At 41.7% G+C, this 13,088-nt stretch carries 10 protein-coding genes and 2 pseudogenes; 9 read left to right on the forward strand and 3 right to left on the reverse strand.

Translation table 11 applies throughout. The annotated features are described in order from the left end of the window. Nucleotides 1-18 precede the first annotated feature (18 nt). On the forward strand, nt 19-525 hold the full coding sequence (locus tag IGJ25_RS05275) for a hypothetical protein (RefSeq protein ID WP_438779134.1): 507 nt from the start codon (nt 19-21) through the stop codon (nt 523-525). Continuing rightward, a pseudogene (locus IGJ25_RS05280) lies at nt 525-1,844 on the forward strand (glycosyltransferase family 2 protein). Before IGJ25_RS05275 ends, IGJ25_RS05280 begins: the two are co-directional and overlap by 1 nt. A 64-nt stretch (nt 1,845-1,908) precedes the next feature. Here IGJ25_RS05280 and IGJ25_RS05285 read toward each other — a convergent pair. After that, a pseudogene (locus IGJ25_RS05285) lies at nt 1,909-2,606 on the reverse strand (GntR family transcriptional regulator). Between the two features lie 199 nt (nt 2,607-2,805). Here IGJ25_RS05285 and IGJ25_RS05290 point away from each other — a divergent pair. From IGJ25_RS05290 to IGJ25_RS05305, 4 genes are all read left to right on the forward strand, one after another. Continuing rightward, a complete protein-coding gene (locus IGJ25_RS05290) occupies nt 2,806-4,185 on the forward strand; it encodes a glycoside hydrolase family 1 protein (RefSeq protein ID WP_225001344.1) in 1,380 nt (459 codons plus the stop codon). Nucleotides 4,186-4,197: 12 nt separating this feature from the next. After that, a complete protein-coding gene (locus tag IGJ25_RS05295) occupies nt 4,198-5,511 on the forward strand; it encodes a PTS sugar transporter subunit IIC (protein ID WP_081117218.1) in 1,314 nt (437 codons plus the stop codon). Between the two features lie 152 nt (nt 5,512-5,663). Next, complete coding sequence (locus IGJ25_RS05300; protein ID WP_081117217.1) at nt 5,664-5,963, forward strand: MazG-like family protein; 300 nt, start codon at nt 5,664-5,666, stop codon at nt 5,961-5,963. Nucleotides 5,964-6,035: 72 nt separating this feature from the next. Beyond that, on the forward strand, nt 6,036-6,494 hold the full coding sequence (locus IGJ25_RS05305; RefSeq protein WP_225001342.1) for a GNAT family N-acetyltransferase: 459 nt from the start codon (nt 6,036-6,038) through the stop codon (nt 6,492-6,494). Between the two features lie 256 nt (nt 6,495-6,750). On the opposite strand, the gene IGJ25_RS05310 is transcribed toward IGJ25_RS05305, so the two are convergent. Continuing rightward, nucleotides 6,751-7,590, reverse strand: coding sequence for an AraC family transcriptional regulator (locus IGJ25_RS05310; RefSeq protein ID WP_225001341.1), 840 nt, complete (start codon nt 7,588-7,590; stop codon nt 6,751-6,753). Between the two features lie 114 nt (nt 7,591-7,704). On the opposite strand from IGJ25_RS05310, the gene IGJ25_RS05315 reads away from it, so the two are divergent. After that, nucleotides 7,705-8,583 (forward strand): DMT family transporter, encoded by an 879-nt coding sequence (locus IGJ25_RS05315; RefSeq protein WP_081117214.1) that lies wholly within the window; start codon nt 7,705-7,707, stop codon nt 8,581-8,583. 74 nt (nt 8,584-8,657) lie between these two features. Here IGJ25_RS05315 and IGJ25_RS05320 read toward each other — a convergent pair whose 3' ends face one another. Further along, entirely contained in the window at nt 8,658-8,798 is a 141-nt protein-coding gene (locus IGJ25_RS05320; RefSeq protein WP_005237363.1) for a hypothetical protein, read from the reverse strand. A 611-nt stretch (nt 8,799-9,409) separates the two neighbouring features. Here IGJ25_RS05320 and IGJ25_RS05325 point away from each other — a divergent pair. Next, nucleotides 9,410-11,056: an SH3 domain-containing protein gene (locus IGJ25_RS05325; protein WP_225001340.1), complete on the forward strand. Its 1,647-nt coding sequence runs from the start codon at nt 9,410-9,412 to the stop codon at nt 11,054-11,056. Nucleotides 11,057-11,300: 244 nt separating this feature from the next. Further along, complete coding sequence (locus tag IGJ25_RS05330) at nt 11,301-13,073, forward strand: oleate hydratase (protein WP_081117212.1); 1,773 nt, start codon at nt 11,301-11,303, stop codon at nt 13,071-13,073. The last annotated feature ends 15 nt before the right edge of the window (nt 13,074-13,088 follow it).

Genomic DNA, 13,088 nt, shown 5'->3' on the forward strand with positions numbered 1-13,088 from the left:
ATTTAAGGAGTGAGTAAAATGAAACAACGAGTGACACGGGAAGAAGTCAAAGAACGGTTGGTCACCGATGCGTATTTTCAAAAAGGTCGTTCCGCTTTAAAGACCCGCCAAACGATTTTGACGATTCTTGCTTGGCTGATGGTCTTGGTTCCCTTTGTCTGGCTGGCCATTCCGTTGACGCTGCCGAATCTGGCGGATCGGATCGCCTTTCGGACCTATTTAGAAGAAGCAGTCACTTTCGAATTTCTAGCGTTATTTTTAGGCATTTCTTTTTTGATTTTAGTTCTTACGTTTACTTTGTTGACCTTGAGGAACAACCGCCGCTTCAAACGATTGCTGCAAAAGCAATCGATGCATGATGAAGCTGCCTTGGAAAAACGCAAAGAGTTGCTAGAAGCATTTTACGAAGAACGCTTCGGGACGAAAGAAGAACGCCACGGGGCAAAATACTACACGGTTGCACCGGAGCAAAACATCGGAGAAAGAGAGATCCAAGAACTTTTCCGTAGAAATGGGGTAGGCTGATGGTTGTCAATTTTGATACTGGGTTCCCATGGTTGGATACATTTTTAACAGTCGTTTTAATGATTCTCTTTACGTATCCAATTTTAGGTGGCTTTGCTTGGTTCATCGGGGTGATCTGCAATCGTTTTTTGTTCCGTTATCGTCAATTAGAGTGGATACCGATCCCCGAAGAGATCGAGCCGATGATCACGATTATGGTACCAGCTCACAATGAAGAAATCGTTATTGAAGACACGATTCATTATTTAATGAACAATCTGAACTACAGCAATTATGAGGTGTTGGTGACTGATGATGGCTCAACGGATCAAACTCCTGTGATATTAGACCGATTGATGGAACAGTACCCAAATCTAAGAGTGTTGCGCATCGAAAAAAACCAAGGAAAAGCCCATGCCTTTAATATTGGAGTAGGGTTTGCCAAAGGGGAATTGATCTTGAGCAACGATGCAGATACGGTTCCTGAACCTGATGCGTTATGGAAATATGTCAATTATTTCATCCGCCAAGACTCCATCAATATCTCTGCCATTACGGCGAATATGGATGTTCAAAATCGCACAACGATCGTAGGGAAATCACAAACCGTTGAATTTTCAAGTATCGTAGGAATTATCAAACGGACCCAGCAAGCCGTTTTTGGGGTCATCTATGCTTATAGCGGTGCCAATACGATGTACCGCCGCGCGGCATTGATGGACGTGGGTCTGTTTCGACAAAATCGAGCCACAGAAGACATCAGTATTGCCTGGGACCACCAATTCCGAGGTTGGCTGTCTTTATTTGCTTCACGAGTGATGTTTTTCATGGAGGTGCCAGAAACACTCAAGATGCTCTACCGATAACGGAAACGCTGGGCGAAGGGCGGTACAGAAGTATGGCTGACCAACTTTAAAAAGGTCTTTTTGCATCCTTTTGAAAACATTGGTCGAACCGCTATGTTTGTCGATCAAACATTAAGTATCATCTGGTCATTCTTTTTCTGGCTTTCATCTGCCTTGTTTGTCTTCTATCTGATCTATTATGGTGCAACTGGGAATTACGAACGGATCTATCATATGTTTACGATGGCCTTTCTCTTCGTTTGTTTCGAGATGATTGCGGGGGTCATGCAGCTATTTACCAGCCTCTTGGCGGATGATAACCGCAGCAAGCTGAAATATTTCCGTTTTGCCCCTTTTTACATGCTGTTTTACTGGATGATCAATGCCATAACGATCGTCACTACCTTTATTCCAGCCGTCAAGACCATCCTTGGTTACGGCAGCGGCGTTTGGGTCAGCCCTGAGCGAACGGCGAAAAAAACCGAAGAATCTTAACGAATTCACCTTCCCTGGACAATAAAAACAAGTCTGAGTTTTCTTCAGACTTGTTTTTTTGCCATTAAGGTTCAGAAAGATAGTAAATCTCACGATTTTGGTAAGGATAATGAGTTTGCGAAAATTCGAAGGGTCGTCCGTCGGAGAGACGAGCAACTTGTTCTAATTCTAAGATCGGATCATTGGGATCGACTTCTAAATATTTGATATCATAGGAATCCGCTTTGTCGGCACGGATTTTACGTATGGCGGGACCTATTTTGAGATGTAAGGAATCAGTGATATATCGATAGATCGAGTGTTCAAGGATCGCCATATCAATATCGGGAATGGTTTTGATGGGCATGATCGTGTACTCCAATTCAAAGGGTTCGTTATCAACATAGCGCAGTCGTACGATATCATAAACAGGTTCGTTTTCTCGCAAGGACAAGTAATCCATTTCGTTGGCTTCTGGAAAACGAACATTGAAACTAATGATTTTACTTTGCACTTTATGCCGCCCGCCATATCGGTTGACTAGACCGATATACTCATTGATCTGTCCTTGGTAGGTCGCTGAATTGACATAGGTGCCATGACCTCTTTTGGTGGAAATAAGGCCTTCTTGCTTCAGTTGATTTAGCGCTTTTGGATCGTCATTCGCGAGGTTTGAAATCGTTTGGTTAACGCCGTTTGTTCCGGTAGTTTTGATAAAGCTGGAAAAACACCTTCATAAATATTCGTCCGCAACTGATCAACGATCTCTTTGTATTTTGTCATAGTCATCACTCCTTATGTAAAGAAATTCATGGACTTGAGTTTTGTTTGAAGGGGATAAAAACAAGGTCTATCACTAAAGAATCCGCTGAAATTCACATGTATAGAAAAAGCTTTACATGAGTTTTTGAAAAATTTACATGCCTATTTCACCTAATTATAATAGATTTTGTAAGCGAATACAAATGATGGAGGAATCAATATGACAAAATTTTATTGGGGGAACAGTGTCAGCAGTATGCAGACAGAAGGGGGTTGGAATGAAGGCGGTAAAAGCTTATCCGTTTATGATATAAGGGAAGCTTCGGAACAGGCTAGCGATTGGCATGTAGCAAATGATAACTATCATGCGTATACAGAAGACTTTGATTATATGCAAGATTTGGGGATGAACATGTATCGTTTCCAAATTTCTTGGTCAAGGGTCGTTCACGATGGAGATGGCGCCTTTAATGAAGAAAGGATCGCCTATTACGATCGTTTTATTGATGATCTGTTAGCTCGAGGGATCGAGCCTATGATTTGTTTGTACCATTTTGATATGCCTCTGCATCTGGCGAAAACCTATAACGGGTTCATCAGCAAAGAAGTGAAGGACGCATTCATTCGTTTTGGAAAAGAAATGGTAGATCGTTTTGCGGATAAAGTCCATTATTGGTTAACCTTTAACGAACAAAATCTTTTCCACCAAGACCATGGTTTTAAGATCAGCGGTTATTTAGAAGGGGAAGAAACGACAGAAGAATTGTATCAGATTTTCCACAATGTCATGGTTTGCCATGCAGAAATCTGTAATTATCTTCATGAAACAATAAATGCGAAGATCGGTGGCATGCTGGCGTATTCTGAGGCGTATCCAGCGAGTTGTCGTCCACAAGACATCAAAGCAGCAAGAGAGTTTGATGAATTTGCGAACTTTACTTTATTAGATTGCTATGCGCACGGCAAGTATTCGGCAGCACAAGACCGATACGTGAAAAATCATCAACTCAATATGAATATTTTACCTGGGGAATTAGAAGCGATCGCAGCGCAGAAAAATGATTACATTGCCTTTAGCTATTATGCTTCTTCTACCTTGAATGCTGAAAAAATTCCTGAAGGAACGCCGCCGAATCGGCACATGACTTTTGGAAAACAAGACAATCCGTATATTGAAACGACGGAATGGGACTGGCAAATTGATCCGCTCGGCTTCCGTGATGTTTTAAATAAAGTCTATCAGCGATACCGCTTGCCAGTGTTTCCGATTGAAAACGGGATTGGGGTCAGAGAGCATTGGAATGGCAAAGAACCGATTCAAGATGATTACCGCATTGCCTACCATCAAGAGCATATTCGAGCGATGTTTGAAGCGATGGTGGAAGATGGAGTGGTCTGTCTTGGGTATCTTGGCTGGGGACTGATCGACATTTTGAGCTCGCAAGGTGATATGGAGAAACGATACGGGCTTGTGTATGTCAATCGTGGCAACCATGAGTTGCGAGATATGAAACGTGTACCGAAAAAATCGTATGAATGGTTCAAAGAAATGATCAAAACGAATGGTAGTACGATCTATACAAACCCATATACAGAGTAGGAGGAACAGAAAATGGCAGCAGAAAAGCGCACGTTTTTAGATAAATTTACAGAGTTTTCGGTCCGTCTCGGCAATCAGGTTCATCTCAAAAGTCTTCGTGATGCGTTTGCGACCTTAATGCCTGCCTTTATTATCGCAGGGATCGCTGTGTTGTTTAATAATGTCTTCTTTCCATGGTTTTTAGAAGGGGCTACCTTGGCGCGAATGCAAGTGTTTGGCAATTCCATCACCAATGGAACATTGAATATCGCCGGTCTGCTGATCGCCCCGATGATCGCTTATTTTCTTTGCCGCAACAAAAACAATCCGAGCGCCATCAATGCAACCTTTGTGGCAACGACTTGCTTAGTGGTCATGTTGGCGATGGCTCATGCCGTGATGCCAGAAGGCGCTCAAGCAGAAGTGACCATCAGTGGTGTGATGCTATTTGACGATGTCGGAACCAAAGGGATGTTTTCTGGAATCATTTGTGGGTTAGTTGCCACGGAATTATTTATTCGACTGTCAGAAAACAAGCACTTAAAAATCAATTTAGGGGATCAAGTTCCTCCTGCCGTCAGCAAATCCTTCAGCACGTTGATCCCTGCTATTTTGGTGATTTCCTTCTTTGCCGTAGTTGCAACCGTGCTAGCAGCCTTTGATACCGACCTGATTCAAATCATTTCAACAGTGATCCAAGAACCACTGCGTTTATTGAACACATCGATTTTTGGGTTCTTGATCATCTATTCAACGGGCAATTTTCTGTTTACTTTAGGCATTCACCAAACCGTCATCAATGGCACCTTGTTAGATCCATTGCTGTTAGTCAATATGAATGAAAACATGCAAGCCGTGCAAGAAGGCGCTGCGCCGCCCAATATCTTAAATTCAGCATTCGTGACGGTTTTTGCTCAACTAGGTGGGACTGGGTTTACGATCAGCTTGATCATTGCAGTGCTCTTATTCGTTCGCAATTACCAACCTTTTCGAGATGTCGTCAATCTATCCCTAGCTCCGGGTATTTTTAATATCAACGAGCCAATCATCTTTGGTTTACCGATCGTCTTCAATTTACCAATGATCATTCCCTTCGTTGCAAGTCCAATTGTTGCGACGTTGATTGGTTACTTTGCTACCGCAGTAGGATTCATTGAGCCGCTTTCTGTGATGGTTCCTTGGACGACACCACCAATTCTTAGTGCATTATTGGCATCAAAAGGGGATTTTAAAGTTGTTTTGGTTCAAGTGATCATCATCGTCGTTTGTGTAGCAATCTATTTTCCATTTTTAAAAATCGCTCAACGGGTTGCAATCAAATCTGCTGAATTGGAGCGGGCAGAATAAACAAAACAGGATGAATTCTATACTAGAGTGACCTACAAAAGTTAGAACAAAATTCTAACGTTTTGGGGGTCACTATTTTTTGAGGTGATTTTTTTACTAAGTTTCTATTTTGAACTTTAATTAAATGGTATACTATCCCAAAAGGAGCGACTATGAAAATTTCAGAAATGCAAAAAGCGATTTATCAAAACAAAATCGATCACCAATTCAATGTCACAAATATTGAAAAAGAGTTTTTGGCTTTATATGGTGAAGTAGGGGAAGCCTTTGACGCGTATCGGAAGCAACAAGAGGTAGGAGAAGAATTGGCGGATGTGGCGATTTATCTTCTTGGGTTAGCGGAAATCCTTTCCATCGATCTTGAAGCAGAGATTCATAAAAAAATGGCCGTCAACCAAAAGCGTCGTTATACGAGTTATGGCAATGGCTATGCCAAACGAATCGATAATTGATACACGCACAAAAACTAGTGGATTCCTCGAGTATAGGCCCTTACCGAAATAGAAATGGAAGCAGGAGATAGGATGGAAAAGAATGTAAGCATGCGTGAATTAACCACGGCGGATTTAGCAGAAGTCGTGGACCACTATATTTCCGTATTTTCAGCAGAACCATGGAATGACCAATTGACAGTGCCGCAAATCACCGACTATGTATCATCAGTGATGGCAATGAATACTTTTATTGGTTATCGACTAACAGACCGAGCATCGAATGAATTGATTGGTCTTTCATTAGGCTTTATCAAGCCCTGGTATCAAGGAAAAGAGTATGTGATCGATACTTTTTTAATTACTGGCACGCACCAAGGAAAAGGCTTGGGTTCCACTTTTTTAGAAAGGATCAAAGAGGATCTGCTCAAGAAAGAGATTCCAACGATCCTGTTAGATACCGAAGAAAGTATGCCAGCAGCGGATTTTTACAAAAAGAATGGCTTTAAACCGCTACCAGATAATGTGAGCTATTATTTATCTCTAGATTAATAATAGCTTGTCAATAAATAAAAAAGTCTGCGAAAAAAATCGCAGGCTTTTTAGTTATGCACAGTTTCAACAGGTTTATACACAATATATTGTAGGAACGTGTTTTCGCCTACTAAATATCGGGTGTGTGGTTTTTAGAAAAGGATTTCAAGGAGATTCTTATGGACCAATGAGTGTAAAAGTGAAAAAAGTACTGAAACGCTTATAGAATATAGCAAAATTTATCTAGATGAGAGACTCTGTTGGTACCGATCAGCTAATTTCTATCATCTTCGCGATAGGTCTTGCGATACTGTAGCGGCGTTAAACCAAATTTACGCTGAAATCTTTTGCTGAAGTAGCTCAAGTGATTGAAGCCAACGTGGTAGCAGATGGTTGAGACAGGCTCATCCGTTTCGATCAATAGGTTTTTGGCTTGAGATAATCGATAATCAATCAGATAGTTGATTGGGGTCAATGTCGTGTATTGCCGAAAAAGGGCGGTACAAGTACGTGTATTGATGGCAGCAGCTTTAGCGATCGCAGGAACCGTTAATGGTTCTTGATAATGCTCATGGACAAATGCCAGCATTAAGTAGATAGTTTCTTTCTTGGGTGAAGCAGGCCTTGCAGCCATTAGCTGTGAAAGGGCAGCTAAAAACAATTCATAGAGAGTAAATCGTTGTTCAATAAGCAGAGGCAGACGCACGGTTTGAACAAATGCTTGATGTTGGGCGGTTAAGGTTAAGCGCCGATAGCTGCGGGTGCGATCGTGGACTAATTGTTCGATCGCTTCTTTAAAAACAGGGTCATCAATAAAGCCTGAAGAAAAATCAAAGCAGCAATATCGGACGTTTTCTGAAGCTAAAACAGCACCATGGAGTACACGGCTATTAATAATGATCGCCTCATTCTTATTTAGCAAAATTTGCTCGTCGTCAATCGTATACATGAAGCTACCTTCTTCGACCCATACGATTTGTAGCTCGTCATGCCAATGTAGAGGCAATTGGTCGCCACGCTTTTGTTGCAAGCAACGTTGATAAATTGCAAAGGAGCGATTTGTAGTTGTATGTTTGGTCGTTTCTTCGTTTTCTTCTGTGCGTTCAAAGTACATACCGCACCACCTTTTTACTTAATAGTGTTAAAAACAATCAGGATATTGACAAAAATTCACTATCTGATTCGGTATAATACTAACAAAGTTAAGCGAAAGACAAAAGGAGTTTTTATGAAAAAAACAGTTGGGATTGTTTATGCTTGTTCAGCAGCAGCTTTGTGGGCAGTTTCTGGCATCGCTGGACAAATTTTATTTACAAAATATGGTATTTCAGCAAATTGGCTCGTTTCAACACGATTGGTTCTTTCAGGGTGTTTGTTGCTAAGTATTGGGTTAAAGGATCGCGCCCGATTGATTTCCCCATTTCGGGAGAAAAAGGACTTCATTCAGCTGCTCTTGTTTTCTTTCTTAGGCATGTTTCTCGTTCAATTTACCTACTTTAAAACGATTGAGCAAAGCAATGCTTCGTTTGCAACGATTATTCAATATACTGGACCTTTCTTTGTTTTACTCTATGCTGCGATAGCCAAAAGGCAGTTCCCCTCTTTAAAGACATGTTTCTGGTTATTGGTAACCTTACTTGGCGTGACGGCTGTGGCATCAAAAGGACAGATTGAGCAATTAGCGACTTCCCAATCTGCGCTAGGCTGGGGGTTAGCATCAGCGATATCACTAGCTTTTTATTCTATACAGCCGCGTAAACTCTTGCAAAAATATGGGAGTTTACCAGTTGTCGGTTGGGGGATGTTGATTGGTGGAGGCTTGGGGAATGTGGTTCATCCAATGTGGCAGATAGGTAGTCAACTGAACGTTCAAGTGATTCTTTATTTGCTGGTGGTCATTTTATTTGGAACAGCACTAGCGTATTTGATTTTTTTAACAAGTTTACGCTATTTATCCTCAACACTTGCAACAGTTTTAACAGCAGTTGAGCCACTGCTGGCTGCTTTCTTATCGATCATTGTTTTTCATGATCACTTCACAGTGGTGGAGCTAGTAGGATTTATGGCAGTTATAGGGAGCATCATGTGTTTACAAAAAAAATTGTGAAAAAGACGAGATTCGCCAAAATCGGTGAAGTCTCGTCTTTTTTATAAATCAACAGAAAAAGAAAACGCAGGAGTCTACGCTTTCTTTTTCTGTTCTTCTTTTTTCTTGTCTGTGGTCGGTACGGAATCTAGGGCTTTTTTGAAAATCTCTTCTTTTTTCGTTTTATAGTTATGTTGTCGTTCAGCATACACTTTTTCTTTCGTCTTTGTTTTCATACTCGGTCACCTCTTCCTTTTTTTAAGTATAGCATGATTTCACAAACTTATGCAAATCCTTGGTTTTCTCCTTGGTGTTATAATCTTTCTCGTAAAACACATTGTGAAAATATTTCTTTTGGCAGAGATGAGGGACTTCTCTATTAAAAAATTCGCATGCGGTTGGAAGCGATGTAACAGGATTTCATCTAAGCGTCGATCACAAAGGTGAAAGCAGCGTTCTTTTTGAAACAATTTTTTCACAGAATCCCTCGTGTAAAAAAGGAATGATAAATGGGTGGTTTTAGTATCGATTTTTGAAAAAGGGGATCAGGAAAGAAATGTTATTCAAATAACAGTCTTGTTTTTCAAAAAGTGGGTTTGTTTGCAAAAAAAATCCTGTTTTTATTCGCGAATTAAAATAACGTTGAATGAAATAGCATTTTTCTGTCGTTTATAGAAATCTTTGTAAATAGAGTGCCATTGAGCAACACCAAAGAGAAAGTGATCAAAAAGAATAACGCAGGAAAATAAATGACACGTTTTATTAAACGTAAATTAAAAAAATACAAAACGAAAACAATATCAAAAAATATTAATTTTTGTTAAAATGGGGTACAGGGGGTGTTTTATTGGAATCTCGGAAAATCAAACGTAAGCGTTTAGTGAAACAAAAACGGTCCCTTTTCGTACAAAAAGGATTGGGTATCACAGCAGCGTTAGCATCGACTTCAGGTGTCTTTACGTCTCTTGCTCATGCGACCGAAACGACAAACGCTTCGTCATCAACCAACACAACTGCTACTCTTGCCAGATCGTCAGCTGAAACGGCGATCAATCGACAATTTAAAACAACAGCTTCACTGAATGTTCGTTCAAATGCTTCAACAAGTGCCTCTATCGTAAGTGGTGTAGGAGCAAATACAACAATCACTGCGGTGGCTCAAAAGAAGGGTACCTCAGTGAATGGCAATACAACATGGTATAAGCTATCAACAGGCGGCTGGATCTCAGGGGCTTATGTGAAAAGCACTTCAGGCTCTTCTTCTGCCAATACAGGCTCGTCCAATTCGTCGTCGTCTTCTTCATCGGAAAAAGCAATTTCGAAATCAGTGAAAACGACCACTGCATTGAACGTCCGTTCAAATGCAACGACTAGTTCTAGTGTCGTACGTGGACTAAGCAGCAATGCGACGGTGAAAGTTGTTGCACAAAAGAGTGGAACGTCGGTGAATGGCACGACCACTTGGTACAAATTGTCCACAGGCGGTTGGATCACGGCAGCCTACGTCAAAGATGTTTCCAGCAGTTCGACAGGAAATAGTTCTTCTGGCGGCAACACAAGTGTTTCTGCAGAAACGGCTATCAGCAAGAACGTGAAAACAACAGCGGCATTGAATGTCCGTTCGAGTGCCTCAACAAGTGGTAGTGTCGTTGGCAGCCTAAGCAACAGCACGACGGTGAAGGTCGTTGCCCAGAAAAATGGCACATCCGTTGGCGGCACCAATGTTTGGTACAAAGTATCGACTGGTGGCTGGATCACAGCGGCATATGTGCGTGACGTCACGTCTAGTTCTGGAAATACAAGTAATAACAATAATTCAAACACAGGTTCAAGCAACACTGGTTCATCAAACGGCTCAAACAATGCGAGTGAGCAAGCCATCAATAAAACGTTCCAAACAACCACTGGTATGAATGTCCGCTCAAATGCATCGACTTCTGCAAGTGTAGTCAGCAGTTTGGGCAGCAATGCTACCTTCAAAGCAGTCGCTCAAAAACAAGGTACGTCAGTCAATGGCAATGCCACTTGGTATAAGTTATCAACGGGTGGCTGGGTATCTGCAGCGTATGTGAAGGAAGTCAGTGCAACGACTCCTGGCAACAATAACAACGCAGGCAATACCAATGTTCCTATGAGCGTGAACGGAGCAGCGATCGTTGCAGAAGCTAGAAAACATATTGGCACTCCTTATCAATGGGGAGGCAAAGGACCAGATGTCTTCGACTGTTCCGGGTTTACACGTTATGTCTTCTTAAAAGTGACGGCCAAAAACATCGGTGATTGGACAGTCCCACAAGAAAGCGCAGGGACGATCATTCCTGTCTCGCAAGCACAAGCTGGCGACTTGCTGTTCTGGGGTCAAAAAGGGAATACCTACCACGTAGCGATCGCTACCAGTAATACAAGCTATATCCATGCGCCAAGCACGGGTTATACAGTCACCGAAGCACAATCAGGCTTTTCGACTGCTAGCTTCGCTCTACGAGTGAAATAAATGTTTCATTGAATAGGCAAAGGGTTTGTCCTTTGTTAGAAACGCCCCTAAGAAAGCTGCCATCAGTTTTCTTAGGGGCGCTTTTTGGGTTGGGCGCAGATCTTTTTAAAAGGTGGGGCTTTGCCCTGTTTTTTTGACAAAAAGGCCGATTTGTCAAAATCACTTGTTTTTACTAGTACAAATTTTTGTCAAAAAAAATAGTTACTGATACCATAAAAACGTACCAATATTAGGAGGGATCTACATGAGATATACGAACGGAAATTACGAAGCTTTTGCAAGAAGCAGAAAACCGAAAGATGTCGAAAAGAAAGAAGCCTATATTGTTGGTGGGGGATTAGCAGGACTTGCTGCGGCAGTCTTCTTGATCCGTGACGGCCATATGGCGGGTGAGAAAATCCACGTCCTTGAAGAACTTTCTTTATCAGGCGGTTCATTAGACGGAAAATTCATTCCCCATGATGGATTTGTGACCCGCGGCGGTCGAGAAATGGAAAATCATTTTGAGTGTCTGTGGGATCTATTTCGCTCGATTCCATCTTTGGAGGTGGAAGATGCTTCGGTGCTAGATGAGTTTTACTGGTTGGACCACGATGATCCAAATTCGTCTAACTGTCGGATCATCCACAATCGCGGCCAACGAGCAGCAGATGATGGAGAATTTACCTTGTCTGCTACAGCACAAAAAGAATTAACCCAATTATTTATGACTTCAGAAGATCAATTGATCGGGAAAAAAATCGAAGATGTTTTTGGCGAAGAATTCTTTGAATCTAATTTTTGGCTATACTGGTGTACGATGTTCGCCTTTGAAAAATGGCATTCGGCGATTGAAATGCGCCGCTATGTGTTGCGTTTTGTGCACCATATCGATGGCTTGCCTGATTTTACTGCGTTAAAATTTACCCGTTACAACCAATATGAGTCATTGGTCAAACCACTACTTGCTTATTTGGAAGAACAAGGAGTTGACTTCCAATATGAATGCACCGTCAGCAATATCGATGTTCGGATCGTGGGCGAGGAAAAAGTTGCTAAAAAACTTGTGCTAGAAAAAGCGGGGGCAATCGAAGAAATTCCTTTATCAGAAGATGACTTGGTCTTTGTTACCAACGGATCGATCACTGAAAGTTCCACGCAAGGGGACCATTATACTCCAGCGCCTATCTCAAAAGCACCTGGTGGCAGCTGGCGTTTATGGAAAAACTTGGCGGCGCAATCGCCTGAGTTTGGTCATCCAGAAGTCTTTTATGAAAACTTACCTGAAGAAAGCTGGTTTGTTTCGGCAACCGTGACTTGGCAGAATTTTGATGTGGAACCTTATTTAGAAAAATTGACCCATCGCAAGTTACGAACAGGCAGAATCGTCACTGGCGGGATCATCACCATCAAAGATTCCAATTGGATGATGAGCTTTGCGACCCATCGCCAACCGCACTTTAAAGAACAAAAAGACCAACAAACGATCACATGGGTGTATGGCTTGTTGTCAAATACACCAGGGAACTACATCAAAAAACCAATTGAACAATGTTCTGGACAAGAAATCGTGCAAGAACTGCTTTACCATTTAGGCGTGCCAGAAGCAGAAATCCAACGCATTTCAAAAGAATCAAGTGTGGCAGTCCCTGTCTACATGCCGTTTATCACTTCTTACTTCATGCTGCGTGAACCAGGGGATCGGCCATTGGTTATTCCAAATGGCTCCAAAAACTTAGCTTTTATCGGTAATTTCGCAGAGACTGAACGAGACACTGTTTTTACAACAGAATATTCCGTTCGGACTGCAATGGAGGCTGTTTATCAGCTATTAGCTGTGGAACGTGGGGTACCAGAAGTGTTTGCTTCCGCTTATGATCTACGTACTTTGGCCAAAGCTGTCTATTATCTGACCGATAAGAAAAAAATTACGGAAATGGAGCTGCCGTTTATCGAACGGAAACTCTTGGAAGGCTTCGTTAAGAAAACCGAACATACCTACATTGGCGATCTGTTGAAAGAAAACCATTTGATTTAAATAAAACGCAACGAC

The organism is Enterococcus sp. DIV0240d (genome assembly GCF_051711245.1).
Classification (GTDB): Bacteria; Bacillota; Bacilli; order Lactobacillales; family Enterococcaceae; genus Enterococcus_D; species Enterococcus_D casseliflavus.